Annotated in this window: 18 protein-coding genes and 1 tRNA gene; 13 read left to right on the forward strand and 6 right to left on the reverse strand. The window is 56.9% G+C overall.

Annotated elements, in window-relative coordinates; all coding sequences use genetic code 11:
- Positions 1–32: 32 nt before the first annotated feature.
- From VI215_10980 to VI215_11020, 9 genes are all read left to right on the forward strand, one after another.
- Positions 33–593: a dTDP-4-dehydrorhamnose 3,5-epimerase family protein gene (locus VI215_10980; GenBank protein HEY6192833.1), complete on the forward strand. Its 561-nt coding sequence runs from the start codon at positions 33–35 to the stop codon at positions 591–593.
- Positions 586–1494: an NAD(P)-dependent oxidoreductase gene (locus tag VI215_10985; protein HEY6192834.1), complete on the forward strand. Its 909-nt coding sequence runs from the start codon at positions 586–588 to the stop codon at positions 1492–1494. Before VI215_10980 ends, VI215_10985 begins: the two co-directional genes overlap by 8 nt.
- Positions 1491–2468: a glycosyltransferase family 2 protein gene (locus VI215_10990; protein HEY6192835.1), complete on the forward strand. Its 978-nt coding sequence runs from the start codon at positions 1491–1493 to the stop codon at positions 2466–2468. The genes VI215_10985 and VI215_10990 overlap by 4 nt, the downstream gene beginning before the upstream one ends.
- A 263-nt stretch (positions 2469–2731) precedes the next feature.
- A complete protein-coding gene (locus VI215_10995) occupies positions 2732–4699 on the forward strand; it encodes a sugar nucleotide-binding protein (GenBank protein HEY6192836.1) in 1968 nt (655 codons plus the stop codon).
- A gap of 12 nt (positions 4700–4711) precedes the next feature.
- Positions 4712–5656, forward strand: coding sequence for a GDP-mannose 4,6-dehydratase (locus tag VI215_11000; GenBank protein ID HEY6192837.1), 945 nt, complete (start codon positions 4712–4714; stop codon positions 5654–5656).
- 19 nt (positions 5657–5675) lie between these two features.
- Positions 5676–6659, forward strand: coding sequence for a glycosyltransferase family 2 protein (locus VI215_11005; GenBank protein ID HEY6192838.1), 984 nt, complete (start codon positions 5676–5678; stop codon positions 6657–6659).
- Between the two features lie 28 nt (positions 6660–6687).
- On the forward strand, positions 6688–7917 hold the full coding sequence (locus VI215_11010) for a glycosyltransferase family 4 protein (protein HEY6192839.1): 1230 nt from the start codon (positions 6688–6690) through the stop codon (positions 7915–7917).
- 344 nt (positions 7918–8261) lie between these two features.
- Positions 8262–8915, forward strand: coding sequence for a class I SAM-dependent methyltransferase (locus tag VI215_11015; protein ID HEY6192840.1), 654 nt, complete (start codon positions 8262–8264; stop codon positions 8913–8915).
- A 33-nt stretch (positions 8916–8948) separates the two neighbouring features.
- Entirely contained in the window at positions 8949–11465 is a 2517-nt protein-coding gene (locus VI215_11020) for a YfhO family protein (GenBank protein ID HEY6192841.1), read from the forward strand.
- A 73-nt stretch (positions 11466–11538) separates the two neighbouring features.
- Here the strand turns inward: VI215_11020 and rpsU are convergent, their stop codons facing one another.
- From rpsU to VI215_11035, 3 genes are all read right to left on the reverse strand, one after another.
- Entirely contained in the window at positions 11539–11733 is a 195-nt protein-coding gene (gene rpsU, locus VI215_11025; GenBank protein ID HEY6192842.1) for a 30S ribosomal protein S21, read from the reverse strand.
- Between the two features lie 35 nt (positions 11734–11768).
- Positions 11769–12167 carry a hypothetical protein gene (locus VI215_11030; protein HEY6192843.1) on the reverse strand — a complete coding sequence of 133 codons (399 nt, stop codon included), beginning with the start codon at positions 12165–12167 and terminating at the stop codon, positions 11769–11771.
- Between the two features lie 342 nt (positions 12168–12509).
- A complete protein-coding gene (locus tag VI215_11035; GenBank protein HEY6192844.1) occupies positions 12510–14933 on the reverse strand; it encodes a beta-propeller fold lactonase family protein in 2424 nt (807 codons plus the stop codon).
- Between the two features lie 387 nt (positions 14934–15320).
- Here VI215_11035 and VI215_11040 point away from each other — a divergent pair.
- From VI215_11040 to VI215_11055, 4 genes are all read left to right on the forward strand, one after another.
- Positions 15321–15394 (forward strand) — tRNA-Ile (locus VI215_11040).
- 343 nt (positions 15395–15737) lie between these two features.
- The gene (locus VI215_11045) at positions 15738–16607 is read left to right on the forward strand and encodes a hypothetical protein (GenBank protein HEY6192845.1); all 870 of its coding nucleotides are present in this window, start codon (positions 15738–15740) and stop codon (positions 16605–16607) included.
- Positions 16608–16693: 86 nt separating this feature from the next.
- Positions 16694–19921 (forward strand): T9SS type A sorting domain-containing protein, encoded by a 3228-nt coding sequence (locus VI215_11050; protein ID HEY6192846.1) that lies wholly within the window; start codon positions 16694–16696, stop codon positions 19919–19921.
- A 166-nt stretch (positions 19922–20087) separates the two neighbouring features.
- Positions 20088–20231: a hypothetical protein gene (locus VI215_11055; protein HEY6192847.1), complete on the forward strand. Its 144-nt coding sequence runs from the start codon at positions 20088–20090 to the stop codon at positions 20229–20231.
- A 15-nt stretch (positions 20232–20246) separates the two neighbouring features.
- Here the strand turns inward: VI215_11055 and VI215_11060 are convergent, their stop codons facing one another.
- The 3 genes from VI215_11060 to VI215_11070 all read right to left on the reverse strand — a co-directional run bounded on the left by VI215_11060 (position 20247) and on the right by VI215_11070 (position 24374).
- On the reverse strand, positions 20247–22040 hold the full coding sequence (locus VI215_11060; GenBank protein HEY6192848.1) for an ABC transporter ATP-binding protein: 1794 nt from the start codon (positions 22038–22040) through the stop codon (positions 20247–20249).
- A gap of 115 nt (positions 22041–22155) precedes the next feature.
- A complete protein-coding gene (locus VI215_11065) occupies positions 22156–22536 on the reverse strand; it encodes a hypothetical protein (protein HEY6192849.1) in 381 nt (126 codons plus the stop codon).
- A gap of 206 nt (positions 22537–22742) precedes the next feature.
- Positions 22743–24374 carry a DUF1501 domain-containing protein gene (locus VI215_11070; protein HEY6192850.1) on the reverse strand — a complete coding sequence of 544 codons (1632 nt, stop codon included), beginning with the start codon at positions 24372–24374 and terminating at the stop codon, positions 22743–22745.
- Position 24375: the final 1 nt, after the last annotated feature.

Raw genomic sequence — 24375 nt, forward strand, 5'->3', positions numbered from 1 at the left:
CGCCGGCCGCGCCGGTCGCCGTAAAGGAAACCGTGCAACTACAAGAGACAAAAACTCCCGGTTGTTACGAGATCATTCCGGCTGTGGCCGGAGACGCGCGGGGTGTGTTTGTCAAGACCTTCCGGGAGGACGTCTTTGCGAAGCACAAGCTTGAATCGCATTTTGTCGAGGAATACTACTCTATTTCCCACAGAAGGGTCCTCCGGGGATTGCATTTTCAAATTCCGCCGAAGGCGTGCGAGAAGATGGTCTACTGCGTTTCCGGCAGCGTCCTGGACGTCATCCTGGACCTGAGACTCGGCAGCCCGGCCTATGGGACCTGCGAAGCATTTACACTCGATTCCACGAAGGCAAATATTCTGCACATTCCTGCGGGCGTGGCGCACGGGTTCTACGTCCAGAGCGAGCATGCCACACTCATCTATAAAACCACCGCGTTGTACTCTCCGGCACACGACACCGGCATCCGGTGGGATTCGGTCTCGTTCTCCTGGCCGGATCCCGACCCGATCGTGTCCGACCGGGACAAAGGCTTCCCGCTGCTGAAGAATTTCAAGAGTCCGTTTGTGTATCGCGGATCCGAACGTGAGTAAGCGGGTGGCTCTGCTGACGGGAGCGACGGGCTTCGTCGGGTCGAACCTCACGAGGTTCCTCGTGCGGGAGGGATGGAGGGTGCATGTCCTTCTCCGGTCGGAACTTCCCGAGTTTTCTTCCCTCTCGGAGGTATTCGGGAAACTGCATCCTCACTATTACGACGGCTCGACCGGGAGCGTCCTGCAGTGCTTCGAGGAGGCCGAGCCGGATATCGTCTTCCATCTCTCGTCGCTCTATCTCGCGCAACACAAGCCTCAGGATATTATTCCATTGATCCAGAGCAATATTCTTCTCGGCGCGCAGGTCCTGGAGGGAATGGCGGGCAGCCGGACACGGCTCCTGGTGAATGCGGGGACATCATGGCAGCATTATAACGATGAAGAGTACAATCCTGTCTGTTTGTATGCCGCCACGAAAGAGGCGTTTGAGGCGATTCTGACCTACTACGTGGAAGCGCACGGCGTGAGGGCGATTACGTTGAAGCTGTTCGACACATTCGGTCCGAACGACAGGAGAAAAAAACTCTTTCACCTTCTGCGGAACGCGGCAGCCGGAGGGGAACAGCTTGCGATGTCTCCCGGCAAACAACTGCTCGATCTGGTCTATATCGATGATGTCGTGCAGGCATTTGCCGTCGCGGGGAAGCGATTACGGGATGGAAAAGTGAAAGGATCGGAATCGTATGCGCTTTCATCGGGCAACCCGGTAACGTTGAAGTCCATCGCCGGACTCTATGGCAGGATCGCGAAAAAGAAATTAAACATCCTGTGGGGGGGCAGACCCTACCGTGACCGCGAGGTGATGGTCCCATGGACGAAGGGGAAGAAACTTCCGGATTGGAGTCCCACGGTGACGTTGGAGGAGGGGATCAGGAAACTTGTGAGTCTGGATCAACAGTGACCGGAAACCGGGGATCGGGACCCCCCCTGGTCTCCGCCATCGTTATCAATTGGAACACGAGGGACCACCTCAACGAATGCCTCGCGTCGTTGCTCTCCGGCGGGGGTTCTCCCGAACTCGAGGTGATTGCGGTCGACAACAATTCTCCCGACGGGAGCGCCGAGATGGTCCGGCAGAAATTCCCTTCGGTGATGCTCATCGAGAACGACCGGAACCTCATGTTCGCGGGGGGAGTGAACTCCGGCCTGAAGCAAGCCCGGGGAAAATACTTCTTTATCCTCAATCCCGATGTCCTGATCACCCCCGATTCCATTGCGAAGCTGGCTGCCTTCATGGAGGAGCACCCGGATGTCGCCGCGGCGTCGCCGGCATTGTTTTATCCGGGGGGCGAGTTCCAGTCCGAATTTTTCCTGCGCCTCCCGTCCTTCATGCAGCTTTTCCTCTATTATACGCCGTTGTATTCCCTCGCCCGGAAGAGCACGTACCTGCGTTCCCGGTACTATGAGGCGGCGCTGAATCGCTCCGCCGACACCGATCTCGACCAGCTCCCCGGCGGATGCATGCTGGTATCACGCACGGCTGTCGAAGCCGCCGGCCCGATGGACGAAGACTTCGTGCTCTACTACGAGGATGTCGACTGGTGCACCCGCCTTTCGCAACATGGCCGGCTGGTCCTCCACCCGGGCGTCTCCGCGGTTCATCACGGCGGCGGAAGCCACCAGAAGGATGAATCCTGGGTGGACGGGCGGTTCAAGACAAGCATGCTGCTCTACTTCAAGAAACATCTCGGACCCGTATCGTTCCGGATGGCTTCCATCGTCTTCTTCGGCATCGCCCGCGCCAGCCTGATGCTTCGCTCGGTCGAGAGTTTCCTTCCCATGTTTGACCAGCGCCGCGTCGCCAACCGCATCGAGAAGAACAAGTTTTTCCTCCAGGAGTACCGTCAGCGCCAGAACGCCTTCGCAAAGTATTGAGTTGATGGGTGGTGCCTCCTTCTCCTGAGCTCGTCATGCTGACATGCTTCAGGTCAGCATCTTCATTCTCGTTCCGCCGCTCTGCGTGGGAACGAGGGGCCAAAATGATGTGCCCTCCGTGAGACCCTCCGCTGAACTGTTTCAAGTTGTCTGTTTGAGATTTTAATTCTATATTTTAAGCTCATTATCCCGCGACCCCCCGCGAGGGGCGTCGAATGCAGATAATTTCGTCGATTGGATGATCGGAATGGGTCGTTAGTGGCATGGGGTTCAAGATCATGGTTACGGGGGGAAAGGGACACCTCGCGCAGGAACTCCTCCGGATCGACCCCTCGATCGACGCTCCCGGCAGAGAAGAGCTCGATGTTCGGGAGTTTGAGAGCATCGAACGGTATTGCAGAGGCAAGGAGTACGACGCGGTCGTCCATGCGGCCGCGGTCACCAATAAGTTCAACGAGGATGCGGACGAAGCATACATCCGGTCGAATATCATCGGCACTTCGAACATCGTCCTCTGGGCGATGCGCCACAAAGTCCGTCTCGTCTACATCTCCTCGGACTATGTCTATCCATCCGAGAGGGGAGAGTACACCGAGGAATCGGTGTTGTACCCCGTCAATCGTTACTCCCGGTCGAAGCTCGGCGGCGAGATGGCGGTTCAGCTCTACGATAACAGCCTGATCGTCCGGACTTCCTTCTATGAATCTCTCAAGTTTCCGAAGGCCTGCACCGATCAATACACCTCAAGACTGCCGATCCGGGAAGCTGCGAAGGCGATCTTCAAGCTCTCGCGCGACAAAAATCTCAGGGGCATCATCAATCTCGGCACCCGGCGGAAGCGGAGCATTTACGAGATCGTAAGAAGTGAGTTCAACGATTCGGTCGAACCGTGCACCAGGGCCGACATCGGCATATCCTATATCCTCCCGCCGGATAGCTCTCTGGATACGGAGAAATATTACAGACTGGAATCTGAAATGAAGGAATCGAAAAAACTGGATCGCTGCAGAATGTGCGGCTCGGACCAATTGTACCGGTATCTCGAGCTCGGCACTACGCCGTTGGCGAATTCCTATCTCACGAACGAACAACTTTCCTCGCCCGAATTTTCGGAGGAGCTCGCGCTGCAGCTCTGCCTGAAGTGCGGCCTCTCGCAGCTCACGAAGGTCGTGCATCCGGACCTGATGTTCAAGAACTACCTGTACGTGAGCTCGACGACGCAGACCTTCCGCGACCATTGTGAGGAGCTCGCGAAGACTTCGGTTGCGAGGGCCCAGGCGCAAGCGGGCGATCTCGTTCTGGACATTGCGAGCAACGACGGCTGCCTCCTCTCCCGGTTTGCGGCGTCCGGGATGACGGTCCTCGGTGTCGATCCCGCTGAAAACCTCGCTGCGGAAGCGAACGCCGCGGGGATCCGCACGCTCTGCACCTACTGGTCGACCTCCGTCGCGAAGGATATCGTGAGCCGGTTCGGCATGCCGAAGATCATCACAGCGACCAACGTGTTCGCCCACGTCGACGACGTGCGGGAGTTCGTCGCGGCAGTCGACTCCTGCATGGCGCCGGGGGGGATCTTTCTGATCGAGTTCCCCTACCTGGTGGATTTCATCGAAAAGAACGAGTTCGACACGGCGTACCACGAGCACCTCTCGTACATCGCCATCCACCCGGTCCGCTCGCTGATGCGGGCGCACGGGCTCGACGTCTTCGACGTGGAATACTTCAAGGACCTTCACGGCGGGACCGTCCGCGTATTCGTCGGAAGGCCGAAGGAACACCCGGTGAGCGAGCGAGTCGAAACATTCCTGAAGCGGGAGCGGGAGTTCGGCGTTCTGACGCGCACGCCCTACGACGCGTTCGCGAAGAGGGTGCTTGAGAACAAACTGAAGCTTCGGGAGCTTCTGAACAAGCTTCACGGAGAGGGCAAGAAGATCTGGGCCTACGGCGCGAGCGCGAAGGGGAATACGTTGATGAATTTCTTCCAGCTCGGAAGCGACCTCGTTCCCGTCGTGGTGGACGACAACCCGAAAAAATGGAAGTATTATGCGCCCGGCTCGCACATGAGAATCACCGGGATCGACGAGTTGCCGAAATCGAACGTCGATTACCTTCTCCTGCTGGCATGGAATTTTCAAACCGAGATCATCCGCAGATGCAAGGCGGCGAAGTATTCGGGAGAATACATCGTTCCGGTTCCCGTGGCGTCGGTCATTCACTCGAACAACGAATAAAGGAACACCTCAATGCAAGTAGTCTGCATCACCGGATGTCTCGGGTTCATGGGATCCCATTTCACACGCCTCTGTCTGGAGAAAGGGTGGATGGTGTGGGGAGTCGACAAGAAAACGTACTCCGCGCACCTCGACATCCTCCAGGAATTTCAGGCCTTCGAATCGTTCCGTTTTCTCGAGGCGGACATCGTGGAGATGGATCATATGTACGACGTCGATTATGTCTTCAATTTTGCCGCCGAAACCCACGTCGATAACAGCATCATGGACAGCGGGCGGTTCACGCGAACGAATATCATGGGCGTGGAAAATCTGCTCGAGCTGATCAGGGGGAAGCGGAACTACGAAATGCCCGTCCTCTTTCATCTGAGCACCGACGAGGTCTACGGGGACATCGTCTCCGGCAGGCACACGGAGAGCGACGCGCTCCGTCCGAGCAATCCCTATTCGGCGAGCAAAGCCGCGGCGGACATGCTGATCCTCGGCTGGCACCGCACGCACAACGTCCCCTTCACGATCATCCGTCCCACCAATAACTACGGGATCAACCAGTATCCCGAGAAGCTCATTCCGAAGGCGGTCAAGTACCTGACGCTCGGAAAGAAAATTCCGCTGCACGGCGACGGATCCTACATTCGCAACTGGCTTCATGCGGAGGACACCGCGCGCGCGATCCTTCACCTCGTCGAGCGGGGGGAGAGGAACAGGATTTACAACGTCTCCGGCAACTACGAGGCGTCCAACAAGGAGGTCATCTCGAAAGTGCTCCATTGCTATTTCGGAAAGAAAACGGAGATCGAGCAGTATGTCCAGTTGAACTTTGTCCGGATGGGAGAGGATGTCCGCTACTCGCTGGACGACGGCGCGATCCGGGGTCTGGGCTGGTCGAACTGCAAGAACTTCGACACCGAACTTGCGCTGATGGTGGAGCACTACAAGAACAAATTTGTGTGGTAGCCCCGATGGCGTGTGAGAGATGAGCGGTTCCTCCCCCGCGCCGGATGTCTCCATCGTATTCGCAAACTGGAACACGCGCGATTATATGCGCGATTGTCTCCTGTCGATCCGCGAACACGTCCGCGGTCTGACCTACGAGATTATTGTGGTCGACGACGGGTCGACAGACGGAAGCCCGGAGATGCTTGCGAAGGAATTCCCCGAAGTGACCTCGCTCGTCAACGAGCGCAATCTGGGCGTTACCCGCACCTATAACAGGGGGGTCGCCCGGGCCCGGGGGCGCTACATTCAGATCATGAATACCGACATGATCCTCGTCGATAACTCGCCGAAGATCCTGATGGAGTTCCTGGAAACACACCCCGATGCGGCCGCCTGCGGAGCATGGCTCCGGAACAGGGATATGACCAGCCAGGTGACCTACGGCGTCTTTCCCTCCTTCCACCAGGCGCTCGTCGACGCCTTTTTCCTGAACGACCTGTTCCCCCGGGCCCACCTTCCGAACAGGGGCGCTCTCCCCGACGAATCGATCACCGAGCCGATGGAAGTCGACTACACGACCGGGGCGAGCATGATGACCCGGAAATCGGTCGTCGACCGGCTCGGGTTCTTCGACGAGACGTTTACGAGCTACTGCGAGGATACGGATTTCTGCTACCGGGTGAAACACGAAGCGCATATGAAGACCTACTTCGTGCCCGCCGCCAGGATCATCCACTTCGGCGGCGTCTCCTTCGCCAACGTGAGGAAGCGGCAGATCCGGCTCCATTATTCCAGCTACGACAAGTTTCTCACGAAACACCACGGGGCGTTTTATTCCTTCTGTACGCGGGCGCTCTACGCTTGGCAGCACGGGGTGAAGCTGGCGGTGAGATTCGTCCGGTACCTCGCGGTGCCGCCAGGGCAGAAAGAGAAGAAGGAGGAGAAGAAAAGCTATATGCTGAACGCCTGGTACATCGTCAGGTATAGCCTCGCCCCCTCTGAGGAACAGAGGGGATCCTGACCGCCCTGACCGACCTTTCCGGAACACGGTGAAAATCCTCCTCGTCAGCCCCTACCTTCCGCACCCCCTCTCGGGACACGGCACGGGCGCATTCATGTACGGACTTCTGACGAAGATCGCGCCCCGCCACGAAGTCACGCTGGTTTCGTTCTGCGACAAAAGGGAGCTCGGACTTGCCGGCGATCTCCGTGCGCTGCCGATCCGGCTTCACGCGGTTCCCCGCGGGAAGGGGGGGCAGGCGAATGTCTGGTGGAACCTGTATCTGGCCGCGACAAGAGCCCTTCAGTCTCTCCGCAGCGTTCTGCTCTGGCAGCCCTACTATGTCGCGAAGTTCTATCATCCCCGGATGGCGCGGCTCATCGGGCGAATCACCGCAGAATCCTCGCATGATATCGTCCAGCTTGAGATGGTCCAGATGGCGCAATACGCCGGAAGCGCTGCGAGCGGAAAACAGATCCTTCAGGCGCATGACGTGGCGTTTCGCCCGGCCTACAGACGGTTCAGATCCGCGGGTTCTCTCCCTGGTAAGATTCTTTCCTTCGTCGAATGGTGCCGTTGGGCGATGTATGAAAGAAGAATGACCGGAAAGTTCGACGGGGTCATCTGCGTCACGGAGCAGGATAAGATGCTGCTCGAACGGTTGACTTCGTCTACGAACATCAGCTATCTCCCCCGGGGGGTCGATGTTGCGGAGGAGTTCCCCCCGTACTCCGGGAGGGAATCTGAGAGCCTCCTGTTCGTCGGAACGTTCTCACACCGCCCGAACACCGAAGCGGCGCTCTGGCTCGCGGGTGAGATCTTTCCGTTGGTGTTGCAGAAGTTCCCCCGGGCGGTCCTTTCCATCATCGGTTCCAATCCTCCCCGGGAGCTTCAGGAACTTGCAGCCCGGATGCCGCAGATACGGATCCTGGGGTTTGTGGATGATATCGGCTCCCACTTCCGCACCTCGTCGGTGTTCGCCGCCCCCCTCCGATCGGGCGGCGGGGTGAAGGTAAAAATTCTGCATGCCATGGGCCAGGGGATTCCGGTCGTAACGACGAGTGTTGGGATCGAGGGGATCGAAGGCATGACACCGGAGACCGCTCTGATCGGAGAGTCGGCCGAAAGACTCGCCGGGCACATCTGTGGTTTGTTTGCAGACAGGGAGCGTGCGGCGGCCGCCGGGCGGCTCGGGTGGCAGGCGATGCGGTCGTATTACTCCTGGGATAGGGTGGTGGAACGCCTGGAGGGGATTTACAAACGGGCCATTGAATCATGAGTCGCACCCGGATCTCTCGTATGGGTGTCATCCTGAGGGAGCGAAGCGACCGAAGGATCTCCCATCCGGAAGAATCGAGATCCTTCGCTGCGCTCAGGATGACAAAATGGAGAGCGGATAACAGCCCACGACCTGAAGGTCGTGGCTACCGATGCCTCAAGCGTGGTGTTTTCGCAACCGATGCCTCGGCTTTGGTAGCCGCAGCCTTTAGGCTGCGGTCTTTTGGTTCGACGGTTAAAGAAATCAGCCACTCCCATACGCCCGGTCAGATTAGTATATTTCTTCTTACATTGTCAGCGCCAGCAGAGTGATATGAGAATCGAAGAAGGACAATGAGCTCCGAATTGGAAGAATTCTCACGGCGATTCGACATCCGGTGGCGGTTTTATCACCGGATCAGGGAGAGCCGGAAGATACTCGAACTCGGATGCGGCTCCGGCATCAACTATTCAAATCTCCGGGAGATCTCCTCCTCCGCGGAATTTCACGGCGTGGACCTCGTTCCCCCCGCCGAAGCGCCCGAGGGAATCCTCTACACCCAATTGAATCTCGACGAGGGGACTCTGCCCTATCCCGACGGAGCCTTCGATGCGATCCTCTTCACGCACGTCATCGAGCATCTCCGGAATCCTTTTTCACTCGGGATGGAGATCAACCGCGTGCTCAGGCCGGGGGGCGTGATCTACGTCGAGACTCCGAACTGGACCTCCATGCTGGTCCCGTCCTTCAGGTTCCATCCCGACCAGCACAACCCCTTCAATTTTTTCGACGATCCGACGCACATCAGGCCGTACACCAATCAGAGCCTGTTCGAGTTCTTGCACGAGGCGTGCCGTCTCCGCGTGGAGACGATCGAAACCGTCCGCAACTGGCCCCGGGTCCCCTGGGACATACTCAAGTTGCTCGTCTGTCTCACGACGGGAAACCGCCGGAAGGTCATCAACGCGTTCTGGAACCTCTACGGCTGGTGCATCTGCGGTATCGGAGTGAAAGCATGAACCGTCCAACCAATCCCATCCGTTGAAGACATTATGGCGAAAAAGAACAGACCCGTAACCCGCGAGGGAAGTGCAAAAACGGGACAGCCGTCGTGGTTCGACAGGCTGTCTCCGGCCAGGAAGGATCTCCTCTGCATCGGCGTCCTCTATGTCATAGTTCTGATTGTTTTCAATCAGATCGTCTTCAACAACATGATCTTCTCCGATTCGGGCGATACCGCCGCCGCCCAGGCGTGGTTCAAGGCGATGGACCACATCGATCAGGTCGAGCATGTGGAGCCGGTCTGGATCCCCTATATTTTCGGAGGGATGCCGATCTTCGGGGCATTCATCTTCCCCCGCGAGGTCAACTACCTTCAGCAGTACGTGGTGCTGCCGGTCGCCAAGGTCCTCTTTTTCGGCATCGATATGCACTGGATGGTCATGCCGTTCCTGGTCATCGGAGCCACGATGTTTCTCCTGGCCCGCCAGCTCAAATTCTCACATCTGCCTTCGCTCATCGCGGCGATGACCTTCATGTTGAACCCGTACGCCATCGGGCTGCCCGAGACCGGCCACGGATCGAAGCTGATCGTCCTGGGCTATATACCGCTCCTTTTTCTTCTGACCTATAATTTACTCCAGCGGCGGGACCTCCTGAGCATCGGACTTCTGTCGGCGGCGGTCGGTACGATGCTCCTCTGCCGTCACCCGCAGATGGCGTTTTACGGGCTGATGGTGATCGGCTGCTATCTGCTGTATGAAGTGATCCTCGACGTCCGGGAGCAACCGGCCGCGGCCGCGAAGAAAGTCCTCCTGTTTATGGTCGCGCTCGGGATAGGCTTTTTGCTCTGGTCCTACCAGTTCTTTCCGACACAGGAGTACGGAGAGTATTCCATCCGGGGGGGCGGAGAAGTCGGCGCACCCGGCGGCCTCAGCTACGATTACGCCACCAACTGGTCGTTTCATCCCTTCGAGATCCTGAGCTATCTCGTCCCCTCGGTCTTCGGTCTCGACTCCACCGGAGGTCTCTACTGGGGATGGATGCCCTTCACGAATTCAATACTTTATATCGGACTGGTGCCGTTATTTCTGGGGGTCATCGCCCTGACCTACCGTCGGAATCGAATGACCTGGTTTTTCGCCCTGATCACAGCGCTCTTCTTCCTCATCTCGTTCGGAAAACATTTCGCCCTGGTCTACGACCTGATGTTCTGGTATTTCCCGTTCTTCAACAAGTTCCGCACGCCGGTCATGATCCTTCATCTGATCCCCTTCACGTTCGGGATCCTCGCCGCGTACGGATTCACGGTCTTCTCCGACATGATCCAGCAGAGCAAGGAACCGGACCTTCTGAAACTGCGGAATCGACTCCGCAACCTGATCGTCGTGTTGGGAGCGTTGCTCCTCATCGGCCTGATCATGAATGACTCGGTCTACACGTTTCTATCGAGCTTCATGTTCGAGAAAACCGGCGAGCTCTCGGGGCTGAAGGCACAATACGGGGGTCAGGCGCAGCAGGCGCTCGCGCAGTTCAAACGAATGCGCTTTGATCTCCTCTGGAAGGATTACGTCAAGTTTTCTCTGGTCGGGATCGCGAGCCTCGGGCTTGTGATGGCCTATCTGAGAAAAAAGATCGGTACGACCGCGTTCGGGGCGGGGCTTCTGGTGATCCTCTTCATCGATTTGATCATGATCGACACGAAGTACATCAACCCGAAACCGGCGAACGGGGTCGCGGAGTACTTCGGGCAGGATCCGGTGATCCAGCAACTTCAGGCCGAGCGCGACACGAGCTTGTTCAGGGTCTATCCGGTCGGGCAGCTCGATCAGCAGGACAGGGGAAACATCATGATGTACTCCCTCCTGGAGTCGGTCCAGGGCTACAGCCCCGCGAAACTGAAAATCTACCAGGAGATGAGGGATTCGTGCCTCGACCGCGGCAACCGGAACGTGATCGACATGCTGAATGTGAAGTACGTGGTCGGCGCGCAGAGGTCGCAGGAAGGGGGCTCGCAGCTGGCGCTTCAGGTCAATCCCCAGTACCTCCCCCGGGCATGGTTTGTCGACAGCGTGGTAATCTCGCGGTCCAAGAATGAGACGTTCGGAATACTCAATTCATCCTCCTGGGATCCCCGGACGACCGCGATCCTGGAAAAGGCGCTCCCCTCGAAGCCGTCGAGGTCGGGTACCGACGTGGTCGCGGTGTCGGGGTATGCCTCGAGGGACATCGCTCTCAAGACGACCAACGCGAAGAGCGCCCTCCTGGTGATCAGCGAGATTTATTATCCTGCGGGCTGGCGTGCCTTTATAGACGGTTCGGAGACGGAAATTTATAAGACGAACTACATTCTCCGTTCGGTCTTTCTCCCGCCCGGGACCCATGAAGTGGAACTGAGATTCGATCCGCCCGTCTATTATCTCGGCTATACTCTCACTCAGGGAGCCTGGGGACTTGCCGGCCTCCTGATCCTTGCGGGGCTGCTCGGGAAACCGTCGATCAGGAAACGGCTCGGATTGAAGACGAAGGCGAAGCCGGCCGATCAGGGGTCTGCGCCCGTCGCGCCGTAGCAGCCGGAGGCAACGAAAAGCAAAAGGCCGGTTTCCCGGCCTTTTTTATTGAACAAGGGTCGATCAGGGGAGCTTACATCTCCTCCATGAGCGCACGGTAGCTTCTGCGAACAGCCTTGATTTTTTTCATCCGCTTTTTCACTGAGGGTTTGGTGAAATACGCGCGCTTCTTTACTTCCTTAAGAATGCCGGAACGCTCGTACTTTTTCTTGAACCGACGGATCGCGCGGTCGATGTTTTCATTTTCTTGAATAATGATACCGACCAACCAATTCACCCCCTTCCGTTATACTGCAAATAGTCTCAAAGTGTCGAAGCCGCATCTGCTGCTGGTTCTGGTTTCAGGTTCTCGATCAATCGCCGCTGGCCCTGTTTCTCGAAGGAGACCAGAATTGCCTGGCTTCCGTCGGATGTCTTCGTCTTCTGGAGCACCTTGCCGACGTCATTCCACTCCGTGTGAAATATCGCCTCTCCGACCTTGAAGCTCATCAGCGGGCTGTACGTCGTAGCGGTCGTGGCGTCGAGCGCGGCGTCAGCCGACGGATCCGATGCGGCCTTCAGTGTGATGAGGGTTGTGTGATGACAGCGTGTACAACGAAACCACGCCCGATTCTCCAGCCCCGCCATCTCTCCACCGAGCTCCATCTTCGTGGTCTTATTGCAATAGCTGCAGAAACGTTCAGAGTATTTCGTACGAGCCATGCGCGGTTCCCGGAAAATGAATGTACTGTTGATTGCGAGAGATGCGGGAAGCGTGGTCAGCACAGAAACAACTTAACATCGTCCTCCGAAAGAAATTGAAGAATTCGGCGAGGAAGAACACGCAGGAATAAGCATCCCATTACTTCAATATATGAAATTTAGCGATTTGAGTCAATGAAGAAATCGATGATTCTGCACGCTTTTAAAGAAATTCGCAAAGGGATTGAATTCAGGGGCTTTCTGCCGGGCCCGAAGTCCAACAACGGCCCGTTCCCCGGTTTTCCAGCCCTATTCGCTCCTTTTCGATTGAACCGGCGGATTGGCCCTGCTTTGAGAGACTTCCTAGTCGTCTGATTCCCGGGGCCGGGTATTTAGAAAAGCGCTGCGAGTGATAGGTGGAATTGCTGTGTGTTCTCCCTTGATCGCCTGCCAGAGCAATTGATTGAACTCTCGCTCAGGTACGTTATCGGCATGAGCCAGGTCAAAGCGCTCGGATTCTTTCATCAGGCGGTTGAAGACGAGGTTTCGCGTGCTGAGGTCCACATTGGCCCTTCGCGCCGAATAGGGATGCATGTCTGCGGTGTCTGAAAAGCAGCGCCACATCGAAGCCGCGGAAGCGTCATATTGACTCATCGGAGGCAATCCCAGGATCAACTCAATCGTCCTCAACATGGAAGTCGTGGAGTACATCGAATGATCGAGAAGATTTCGTTTGACATATCCGCCGGCGACGAATGCAATACTCCGGTGCGCGTCCACATGATCGGCGCCGTCCTGGGCGTCATCCTCCAGGACAAACACCACGCTTTCTTTCCATACAGAGCTGTGAGAAAGGTGATCGACGAATTTCCCGAGGGCCAGGTCGTTATCCGCCACTGCGGCGAACGGGCTATAGGCGCCTTTTTTCATGCCGCTCGTGTGGTCGTTGGGGAAATAGAGGATGTTGAGTTGCGGCAGCTCATGAGCGGCGAGGAGCGAGTCAAAGTCTCTCTCCCAGATACTCTCTCGCAATGTATCCAGTATCTTCAGATTCCACCCGGGATATGGTGCGCAGGTGTGGAGCCGTAAGGGTCGTAAGGGTGGAGGCCCCGTATCGACAAGCTCGCCATAATTTCTGAGTGTGATCCCATGGCGCAGGCAATTATCCCAGATGAAACCATCTTTTGGAAAGGCGATTTGCCTGGTACCACCGTAATCGTAATCGCCACCGCGGTCGCCGTACTCGGTAGGCCATGTCTTTTCGACAAAATCATTGGCATAAGCCGCCATGCTCCAGTTATGTCCGTCCGCGCTCACTTCCGCATCGACGTAGAAATTGTCGAGCAGGACGAACTCGCTTGCAAGGGCGTGCTCGTTTGGCGTGATCTTCTTCGGGAAGAGGCAGAGGGATGAGTCGCCGTTGCCGCGGGGATCATCGCCCAGCACCTGGTCATACGTCCTGTTCTCCTTGATCACATAGAACACGTGCCGAAGAGGCGACGGATCGCCCACCGTCATCGGTATAGGGTTGCCCTTGATCCCTCCGGTGAGCATTTCCTTTTCCTTCACATACGGCGTATTTTCATAGACAGCCCGGGAGTAATCCCCAAGCAGCCCGTCATCCGGTTGCGGGATCACACTCATGGTGCCGCGGAAGAGACCGCCGATGTACTCGGGATGAGATGAAGGAGACGGCCCCTTTCCCTTCTTGGTTTTTTCTTTCCGGATCAAGGGATTTGGTCCCAGCGGATTCGGAAGGGAATGAAAACCCTTTCCATTCGTCACCCACAGGGCACTTCCGATTACCCGTACGCAGGTCGGATACCAACCGGTGGGAACGAATCCCCTGGATGAACTGCTCCCGGGCCGGCTCACATCGAAGACGGCAAGGCAATTGTTGTCGGCATTGGCGACATAGAGAGTTTTATCGTCGGCACTCAACGCAACGCTGTTGGTCGTGCTTCCCTGAAGCGCGTCAGGATAGAGGGCCGCATTCAGCGTTTCGATGGCCTTGTGATGGTCCACATCGATGACGGAAACGCTATTATCGACCGCGTTTGCGACAAAGAGGAATCGACCGTCTTTGGTCAGACAAAGATCATTTGGATTTCTGCCGACCGCAATATGACCGGTGATCGAATCGGCATGCGTGTCGTATTCAAGAATCTCCCCGCCGCCCCAACCCGAAATGTACAAGACACCCTGCCGGGGTGAAAGGAGGCAGGTGTACGCTTCAGTCCCAAGCCGCATTCTTTTGATGATCCGCTTTCCGGTGAGACTGAGCACATAGAGGGAGCTGTCCTCCTTTGTGACGACATAAAGGCGATGGCGCGCTTCATCGAGTGCGAGCCCGGAAGGTGAAATCTTCACCGGCCATGGCTTGCCCAGCCTGTAGACCGACTTCTGGCGGAGCTTCCCGCGGGTAACGCCGTACTCGATGATTGTATTGTCGTTTCCGCCCGACGCATAGAGCCGACTGCCGTCGGCGCTGAACTCCAGGCCGAGCCACGATTTGGCTATCGGCAAGCTGTCCAGCACCCGTTCATTCTTCACATCGATCAACTCGATCGATTGGTCGCTCTCGCCGTTATTGGTAACGGCAGCATAGGTTCCCTGCGGGTTCACAGCGATGTTCAGAGGCAGGTCTCCCAACTGAATTGTATGCCCTACTGGAGTGAGGTGCCAGCCGTTCGGAAGATCGATTCTCTTGTCGCGGAGCGTCTGACCAACCGAGAGCGATGAAACGAAAATCCCTGCGGAAATGAGAATGGGGAGACGAATATTCATGGGAGGCCGTGCAAATGGTTCCTGTTCGAGTGAACGCGGGATCCGGTTCAGAGAGGATCGGTATCCGGGCGATGCGCTCCGAATCCTGCGCGAACGGAAATATACCATCGTCTGACAAGATTCACAAACCGGCGGTGGTGTCTCAATTTGGCCGAACCTCTCTCCACCTTGTCATGCTGGCATGCTCCTGGTCAGCATCTTTCAACTCTTTTATAAAGCCGCAGCCTCTAGGCTGCCGAGCGCCGCAACCAGCGTATCCTTGTGATCAACTGTAAAATTTCCTACATTTACGAGGTGATCGCCGGACTTCCGGCAGAAACAATGGTACTTTCTGTGAAGTGATTTTAGGTTCACAGGTACCGCTTTCATCCGAACCGATTTCGTCCGGGGCCCTTAGCTCAGGTGGTTAGAGCAGCTGACTCATAATCAGCGGGTCGGAGGTTCAAGTCCTCCAGGGCCCACTTTAATCGTTCCCTTCACGACATCCGCTTTTTCGCCCGGATTCTCTGTCCACCTAAGGTTTTTCCCCCCGGTAACCGCGGCATTCCCTTATTGGCACTTCAATAGATCTTTCGTATCTTCGATCCGAATTCATTCAATCCAGAACCCGGTTCATTCGCCATTCAAGCGGGAGGTCTGAGAGCCGTGCATCCCTGCCGACCGATCGGTTATCGTATCGCCGTTTTACTGACATTTCTCCTCTCTTCGTGCCGGGAGAATCCTCCCACGTCTGCGGGATTTGGTTTTCGGGTCGGTCCCATTCTCTTCGTGAGCAACAAGAGCGGGACCAATCAACTCTATAGTATGAATGACGACGGTTCCGGCGTACGGCAGGTCACCAGCGATCCCAACTTCCCGATTACGTTCGCCTCATGGTCTCCGGACGGAAAGAAAATCGCGTTCACCAGCGATGCCGGCGGCATCCAGAACTACGGTCCTGCAATTTACGTGATGAATGCGGACGGCACCGGGCTCACAAAATTGACCAGGGCATCTCCGGAGGCTCCAAACTATGGATCAGGCGACCGCCCCTCATGGTCCCCGGATGGAAGGCGAATCGCGTTCCATCGAGTCATGATCCCCGAGCTATTGGGCAACACGGATCTCTTCGTCGTCAACTCAGATGGGACTCACGAGGAGAGGCTGACCATGACTCTCGATACCGCCGAAATTGCCGGATCGTGGAGCCGGGACGGAAAATCTCTCTTTTTTTCGTACTTCGATTACACCCGGACCGACAGCAATGGGACGCTGCTGGAAAATTTCCGGATCGCGCGTATCGATCTGGAACACCGGTCCGTCGTGGACCTCAGCCCCATCGAGGACGTCGATAGCGGTCCGGTGAACTCCCCGGATGATTCTTTGATTGCTTTTAGCTCCCTGGTTTCGTTCAGTCCCGGCGCAGGGCTTGCCCGGCAGCTCTATCTCATGTCTGCCGGCGGCTCGGGCAAACGGAAGCTGACCGGAAACGACTATAGAAACGAGTACCCGGTTGCATGGTCCGGCGACGGCAGCCGGATACTCTATAACGCGCAAAACGACCAGCTTCTTCCGTATCAGAACCCGCCCCGGGATATTCTGATAATCGGATCAGAGGGCGGGGTGACGAGGAAGATCACGCCGTTTGATTTCAAGGAGGCGATCTCGTACGCCACGAGCTGGAGAAAGGAGTGACCGCATGAATAGCAGATGAGGTCAAGAAGCCGGATACACCCCGCCAACGATTATATCACCATTCATTTGAAAGGGAGGCCTTCAAGATGAACCATTTCTCCATTCGCTGTGCCCGCATCGCCCTGTTACTACAATTAGTCTTCACACTGAGCCCGTCACAATCTCTCGTTCCGTTCAGGGACAAGCACGGGAATATGAATTATGCAGAGCTGGACCGGCGAAGCGGGAGCGCCAAACGCATCCACGGTCTGAACGCGCATATCCGGGACTACGGAAAAAAGCAGAGTGACCTGAACGAACAATCGATCCGGGAATTGGCAAACGGGCTTGTCGCCGATTACGGAAGCATTCTCAAGATTTCAGCCGGTGAAATCCATCCCGCGAAGATAGAAACAGATGGGGCGTGGTGGTTTGCAAAATTTGAACAGGTCCACGAGGGCGTGCCGGTCGAGGGATCGGAGATCGGGTTCAGCATCGATGGGCAGGGCCGGATCGTGACTCTTGGTACGCACGTCTACCCGAACATCGCGATCAACAGCACGCCACGGACCTCCCAACAAGAGGCGTTGGAGGCTGCGAAGCGGAACTTCACGGGGACATCCCCCGCTGCGCTCGAACCTTCGCGCCTGGTCATACTGCCCGACGAGTCAGGCCCTGAAAATGTCTATCAGCTTGCCTGGAAACTCACACTCACCTCGGGGCTTGAGAGTGTCACCTATTTCGTCAGCGCCGCCAACGGAGAAATCATCGAGACGAAGAGCAACCTCAGCGAAAACAGTGTCTCGGGCACAGTCAAAGGGTCATACTACCCGGACAAAGCAACCGATACTCCCGTCGTGGTTCCGTTCGCGCTCCCCGGGATCGAGGTATGGAACGTGACAGATCAGCTTGGATCCGGTTCAGCGGACGCGAACGGCCATTATGTCATCTCCATGAACGCCGCCTACCAGCAGATCTTCGTCCGGTTCATCCTTCAGAACAGTCTCGTCCAGGTGCGAGACAACAACGGATGCGAGCATCTCGAGTGCAACGGAGATCTCGTTCAACCGGCGGTCGCTACGGTACCCGGGAGCACCAACGTGAACTACACGTTTACCGGGGACGGTTCGAACGTCTATTTTCAGGTCCCGGTCGTCCACGATTATTTCAAGAGAACGTTCAATTACGCGGGGATGGACTATCAGATGCGCGTCCATATCGGCATGGGACCGAACGTGAACGGAATGTCGAACGGCTACGACATCGGTTTCGGCACCCAGCTCGGAAGTCAGTGGGCACGGTCGAGGGATGTCGTCTTCCACGAATACTCCCATGACGTGGTTGAGCATCTCTACGGCTCGCAAATCAGAAACCTCGGAGATATTCAGGGTGCGGCACTCGAGGAAGGTCTCGCCGACTATTTTGCCTGCACGATCACCGGCGATCCGCTTTATTCCGAGGATGTCGATCCAAACTACCGGAACCTCGTGAATTCGCTCGTATGGGATCCGAACAGGGAGTTCCATTTGAACGGACAGGTGATCGGGGGTGCGTTATGGAACACCCGCCAGACAACCGGCTCATCTGTGGCGGATCAGCTGACCTTCAAGGCTCTACAGTTGACTCCCCATGCGAGAAATTTTCAAGACTTCCTCTTCAATATGCTGAAGGTGGACCTGAGCGCGTACAACGGGGCATATCACAGCCAGATAGAGGCCGCATTCGTCGCGCATGGGATCGTTCCGCCCGGACCTGCGGGCACACTCATCCAGTCCCAGGTAACGGGCGGATGGAACATGGTCAGCGTGCCGAACCAGAGCTACGATTATGTGAACCAGCTTCTGAAATATGATGCTTCGTTCGTCTATCCCGGCGCCGCCTCACCTGCATACGCCTACTCCACCGCGAGCGGATCGTACCAGGTCCAGAGCATTCTTGCGAACGGAACGGGATACTTCATGAATTTTCCTTCGACCCAAACGGCGACCTATTATGGACCCGCGCAGAACATAGTCACGATCAACGTCCGGAAGGGCTGGAACCTGATCGGTTCCATTACAACCCCGCTTCCGACCAACCGGGTCCAGTCGCTTGTGAACAACGCGCCGGCGAACATCGTCGTCTCGAATTACTTCACGCTCTCCGGGGGGTATCAGGTTGTTTCAAGTCTCCTGCCGGGCGGGGGGTACTGGGTGAATGTGAGTCAGGATGGCCAGCTCGTCCTTGATGCGTCCGCCGCTCCGACAGCGCCTCCTCCGATAACGCAGAATCAACCTCCGCCCGCCCCCGGTGCGCCCGCCGCGCCGGTTCTTACCTCTCCCATCAATGGTTCGACGGGTCAGTCCATAAGCCCGACACTCGCCTGGCAGCTCGCCGATGGGGCAGCGTCGTATCATGTGCAGGTGTCTACGGGCTCTGACTTCGGCTCGCTCGTGTTCGACAATTCATCCGTATCCTCCGCGTCGCAACCCATCGGCCCCCTCACCTACGCCACGACCTATTATTGGAGAGTGAGCGGCTCCAACAATTCCGGATCAGGAAATTGGTCTGCGATCTGGTGGTTTACGACGCAGCCGCCCCCTCCGCAGCCCTGCAATTGCTGCGCCTCATCGACGGCTTCCCTCGATCAATTCACGGTCTCGGATGCGCGCGGGAACTCGCAGAGCATGTTCGTCTTGAACGGGGGGCGGAAAATGGCGATGGGCTTCACCGATGTGGGGATGCCTCCCGCACCTCAACAGGGAATCTTTCAGGCCAGGTTCCAGTCGGGAAAATTTATCGAGAGCGTGCAGCCAGGAAATGGAGTTGCCAACCTGCCCATAGCCATACAATCGGCGGCGTATCCTCTCACGCTGAATTGGAACATTCTCCCCGAAAACAGGACGGCCTACTGGTTCTCTCCGGCAAACAACCGGAACAAAGTTTCTCTGAGCGGAGCGGGAAGCATGACGCTGAAAAACGACCAAAACGGAGTTCTTGCAATCACAGCCCAGTCGGTTTCTCCATGCCAACCCGCTTCCCGGACGGAGGGCGGAATAGCGGCGGGCGAGGGTGAGGGGGAGGACCGTCCCGCGCCATATTCGCTCGTCCAGAATTATCCGAACCCATTCAATCCGGCCACGGAGATCAGGTATGACCTCCCCGAAAACGTTCATGTTCTCTTGAATGTGTTCAACGTCCTCGGGCAGGTAATGACGACGCTCGTCGATCAGGACGAGAGCGCCGGCTCGAAAGTGGTCATCTTCAACGCCGGCAATCTGCCGGGCGGAGTCTATTTCTACCGCCTCCAGGCAGGGAAATTTGTTGACGTGAAAAAATTCGTCCTGGTGCGCTGATCCTCATTCTTAGGCTGCGGTCTCGTTCCCACGCTCCGCGTGGGAACGGGATATACGGCCGCTCCGCGGCCGAGCGATGGAACGTGCACAATGACGCGGGGGCAAACCGAAAACAATGCCGTATGAGCGAGGCATGCCTCGCCCGGAATGATCGAGCGAGTTTGGTTTGAGAGTGTACGCCTCGGTCTTTAAGACGGTAGAACTGCGCGCCGAGGCGGAGCAGTATATCGGCCTGGGCGAAGAGGATTTTCGGTGGAGACAAACCGACAGGCGGGCGTATAAAATCGGTCTTTCGTACCTGTTTCAGTGACCGGCTATCCCGCTCTCACTGCATGAGGATTTCCGGGGCCTTCACCATCGCCAGACCGGCTTTCCCGTCGGTCCGCTCGCCGATTTGCTGGCGCCACATGGCGTAGTAGAGGCCCTTCTGGTCCAAAAGCTCATGATGCCTGCCCGACTCGACCATCCGTCCGCGCTCCAGAACGAAGATCTTATCGGAATGAAGCACGGTCGAGAGCCTGTGGGCGATGAGGATGGTGATGAGGTCTTTACTCACCGACACCTCACGGATGGTGGAAGTGATCTCGTCCTCCGTCAGTGAATCGAGAGAGGAGGTCGCCTCATCGAACACCAGCAGGTCGGGACGGCGCAGCAGCGCGCGCGCGATGGAGAGCCGTTGTTTCTCGCCACCCGAAACCTTTACGCCCCCTTCACCGATCACTGTGTAGAGCCCCCGGTTGGCTCTTGCCAGCAGGGAGTCACACCTCGCCTGCCGCAGCACCTCCATGCAATCCTCATCCGTGGCGTCGGGATTGACAAACAGGAGGTTTTCACGGATGCTCCCCGAAAACAACTGTGTATCTTGTGTGACGAAACCGATTCGTTCTCTCAGCTTATCGAGGTCCACGTCGGTTGCGAGCTCATTGTTGTAAAGGATTCTGCCCGACCGCGGGACATAGAGTCCGACGAGCAGCTTGACGAGCGTGCTCTTGCCCGATCCGGAGGGCCCTACGAACGCGATGGTCTCGCCGCGTGCAGCGGTGAACGAGATATCCTGGAGGGCATCCGTTGAGGCGGTTTGATGCCGGAAGCCCACATGCTCAAACGTCAGCGTTGCGAGCGCGGGGATGGTGACCGGATCGGGAGGCCTGGTTTCTTTTGGAGTATTCAGAATATTTTGGAAATTCTGGAGGGAGGCCTCGGTCTCACGGTACATGTTGATCACATTCCCCAGTTCCTGCAGCGGTCCGAAGATAAAGAAGGAGTAGATCCAGAGGGAGAAAAACTGCCCGAAGGTGATCTCCTGGGAGAAAATCAGATAGAGCATCAGGCCGAGGATGCTCGTCCTGAGAAAGTTGACCGCCGTTCCCTGGATAAAGCTCAGGCTCCGGAGATAACGGACCTTCTTCAGTTCCAGCTTCAAGATCTGCTGTGTCGTTGCGTTCAGCCGGCCGATCTCCTGTTGGGCAAGCCCCAGACTCTTCACGAGCTCGATATTCCGGAGCGATTCGGTCGTTGAACCGGCAAGGGCCGCCGTTTCCCCCACGATCACCTTCTGGATGGTTTTTATCTTCTTTCCGATGGCCGAACTGAGAAAGGCCAGGAGGGGGATGGTCGAGAAATAGACGGGGGCGATAAGCCAGTGAACGCTGAACGAATAGATCATCACAAAGATGACACCCACCAGCGTCGTAAAGACGACGTTGATCAGCACGCCGATAAGCCGTTCCACATCTGTCCGGACTTTTTGCAATTTTCCAAGCGTTTCACCGCTCCGTTGGTCCTCAAAGACCTGGTACGGGAGTTCGAGAGAGTGGCGGAGTCCGTCGGAGTAGAGTTGGGCGCCGAGCTGTTGCGTGATGGTGTTGATGAAATAATCCTGAAAGTTCTTCGCAACGCGCGACACGAACGCGACTCCCACGGCCGCGGCGAGCAACAGGCCCACCCCGCGGAAGAACCCTCCCTCAGTGTACTCCTTGAATCGCGTGACGTAGCTGTCGATGATATGCCGGAAGATCAGCGGATCGAGGAGCGAGAAGACCTGGTTGACGGTGGCAAGAAAAAGCGCGAGGACTACAAGTTTCCAGTAGGGTTTGAGGTAGGTGAGAAGAAGCTTCATTCAAATAAGATAGGGAATTTGCCCGAAAGAAGAAATAAAAAGGCCGTGGGATTTGATCTCCACGGCCTGCCGTACTAAATTCCTGCGCGAAGGGGGCCCGTTCGAGCGGCGCTCTTTACCAACCTCCGTATGCGATGGACGTTTTTCCGCTATCATCGACGGTGCACGTCGCGACCCAGGCCGTATTAATTTTGGATGTCCCGATGAGCACCACTTGCGAGACGGTGGGTGAGCCTGAGAGAGCGTAGGTGCCGTTGTCATCCGCCTGCATTTTGGAAGGTACCGAGTATCCGACGTATGAGTTGCTTCCGCCGCCCATCGTCGACGGGCGGATCTTGTACCCGAATGCGTCTGCCCCCAGATTCACAAGACCGGTGGTCACAGAGTCCTTATTTGATTCGGTGCTCGAAGCTCCAAAAAGTCCGATGCCGACCGAAATAGCAATCCCAACGATAATTACGCCGAGAACGATGAGAAGAATCTGTTGTTGTCCCATTGTCTTCCCTTTTTGATGATAAACGAACCTTTGATGGGTGGATATTCCGTTTTAGCTTTACGTGTAAAATATCCACTAATCCGCAGAAAAACGCTATTGCCCCCCCGTACTACCCAATTAGTGAAATCAACAGGTGAGAATCAAATCGAGTGGTCTGAATTCGCCCCCGGCTTACCCGGTTTCTTCGATTTTATTACGGCCTCCGTTTACTTCACAAGCAACATCGTTTGGATCTGTTGGAAATCGCCGCTCTCGAGGCGGTAGTAGTAGACGCCGGCCGGCAGATCTCCGGCGTCGAACACGACCTCATGCTCTCCCGCCGGGAACGAGCCGGAAACAAGTGTGCGTACCTCGCGTCCGAGAGAGTCGTACACTTTCAACTGGAGCCTCTCCCCGTTCGACGAAAACCTGATCCGCGTCGTCGGGTTGAAGGGATTCGGAAAATTCCCGAGCAATGCCATGCGGTAATCCGATCCGTCCGAGGGCTGCATCGTGCCGGCCTTGCTCCGCACAGGCGCGAGCAACGGATCGCCCTTCGGAGGCTCGCCGTCGGGTGTGATAAGCGGGACAGTCGGAAAATCCCTAAGAAGCACCGTTTGCAACTCGGCCTGGGAGACGCCGAACCACTCCTTCAGGAGCGAGGCGTAGACGGCCCTGAAGTCGTATTGCATCGCCAGGTTGTCGTTGACCGTCGCGTTCGGCGGGATCACCGGATTGGTTCCGACAATCCCCGCGTGGACCTTGCGCCCGAAGATGAACATCGGGGCGGCGGTTCCATGGTCTGTGCCCGCGCTGGCGTTTGAGAGTATCCTTCTCCCGAATTCGGAGAAGGTCATGCCGATCACCCGGTCCTGGAGGCCCAGGAGTTTCAAATCGTCCTGGAACGCCGTAATCGCGACCGAGAGCTTGCCCAGCAGAGTCGCGTGTGTGCCCACATCGGTCCCGGTGTTCGTATCAACCTGCGACGAATGGGTGTCGAATCCCCCCATGTTGACGACATAGATCCTGGTCTTGAGCCCGCCCGAGATGAGTTGGGCCACGATCTTCAACTGATCCGCGAGGGAGTTCTGCCCGGATTGCGGATACATCGTCGAGTAGTTCTTGCCCTTGGCCGCGGCGGCCTGGATGACCGTCGCATACTGTTGAGTTTGCTGAACGACTTCGCGGATGAAGGTCAATTCGTGTCCGGCGGGCGTATTGGGTGCGGTGTCGACGCCGCCCGAGACGAGCTGGTAGAAGGAGGTCGGACTGGTAATTGCCATCCCCATCGAGACCGCCGGACCCTGGAGGACGGGTGATATCACCGACCCGATCTGGATCGCGACCGGGTCAGGCATCACGACGTTCGGATACCCATTGGGAAAATCGGGGTATTCCTGGTCAAGATAGCGCCCCACCCAGCCGTCCGGAACAATCTGGTTGTAATCGGACGCGCTCAGCCAGATGTCGGTTGCGCGGAAGTGCGAGAAATTGGGGTTGGGGTACGTGACGCCCTGGACGACGCATAATTTGTTGGCGATGTAGAGGGATTGCAGCCCGGTCATCGAGGGATGGAGTCCCGTGGCATCGGTGAGCTTGAGGACCTTATTCTCCGGCAGCAGGATATTGCTCCGGGCGTTGGCGAGCGCGGAATACTCGTCGAGGGCGATCACGGTGTTCAGGCCGTCGTTCCCCCCGTTCATCTGGACGATCACAAGGACGTGGTCAGTCTCCGTCCCGGAAGCGACGAGCGCCTCGAGGTAACGCGAGCGGCCGTAGGCGCGGAAATTATATCCCCCCAGGAGGAGAGGGAGGATCGACACAGGGACCGAGCTTTTTATGAAATCGCGTCTCTTCATG

The organism is Bacteroidota bacterium (assembly GCA_036522515.1).
Classification (GTDB): Bacteria; Bacteroidota; Ignavibacteria; order UBA10030; family SZUA-254; genus VBOC01.